The sequence below is a fragment of the Vibrio sp. 10N.222.52.B12 genome (genome assembly GCF_002875385.1).
GTDB classification, from domain to species: Bacteria; Pseudomonadota; Gammaproteobacteria; order Enterobacterales; family Vibrionaceae; genus Vibrio; species Vibrio jasicida.
In genome coordinates, this window is record NZ_MDAW01000092.1 from 1 (window position 1) to 875 (window position 875).

At 36.5% G+C, this 875-nt stretch carries 1 protein-coding gene; it reads right to left on the reverse strand.

Annotated features, from left to right (window positions below):
* Positions 1-223: 223 nt before the first annotated feature.
* Positions 224-733 (reverse strand): hypothetical protein, encoded by a 510-nt coding sequence (locus BCT11_RS04075; RefSeq protein ID WP_042606477.1) that lies wholly within the window; start codon positions 731-733, stop codon positions 224-226.
* Positions 734-875: the final 142 nt, after the last annotated feature.

Genomic DNA, 875 nt, shown 5'->3' on the forward strand with positions numbered 1-875 from the left:
TTTTACTATTGATGATTTTTCCAGAAGCTTCCTGAGTAGTTTTAATTTTTCTTGCTTATTCATTCTATTTTCCTAGCTTATAACGCCCTGTTAAGGTGTGAGCAACGCAATACCGAAGCCGCTGCATACCACCTTAAACACTAAACACAACGCATAGTAAAAATGCCACGCGTTGCGAATCGCTCTTAAACAGTTTGTTAAAGGTACAATGTTCGTTAAAAAATTAACTAGATGAAGCAAAAAATAAGGCAAAAAACAGCAATCCAACACAAGTATATGCAAACTGTTTATATCGTTTCTTAGCCAAATCACGCTGACAAAGCTCGAAATTCGCCTCTGATAATTTTCGCTTATAGTACCCCGCTAGATCTTCTGCTTCAGCAAGGCTACCCTCAAGTTCAGTTATACGTTTTTTTGCTATTGATTCAGCAACTTTCAAGTCATCATAATGTTCTTCTCGAAGTCGAGAGTTTTCAATCAAAGCATCAGAGTAGAGTTTTTCTTGCTTAGAACTATCAAGCTCTAGAGACGATAATTGACTCGACAAACTATCAACTTCTGAAGTCAATTTCTTAATTTTAGCTAATAGCAATTCTTGCTGGCACTCTAACTCTTCATTCTTTTTTTGTTCAGCGCGTAGTTCAAACTTTTGGTCGGATATCTTATCGACCAGGCTATAAAAGCCTGAAGATCCTGTATCTACTGGGTTTACCACACTATATTGTCCTGACATGAAGAATCTCTTAGTACATATATAAACTGCATATTATACCAAGGCAAGACGACAAACTTTAATTACTTTAACTATTCGTCACGATTAATAAATTAGCTCAGAGCGTCTACAAATTGTACCTTTAACGCCCTGTTAAGGTGTG

Bases quoted from the DNA above. Each gene is read 5' to 3' on its own strand.
- BCT11_RS04075 (WP_042606477.1), bottom strand. From the start codon at position 733: ATGTCAGGACAATATAGTGTGGTAAACCCAGTAGATACAGGATCTTCA.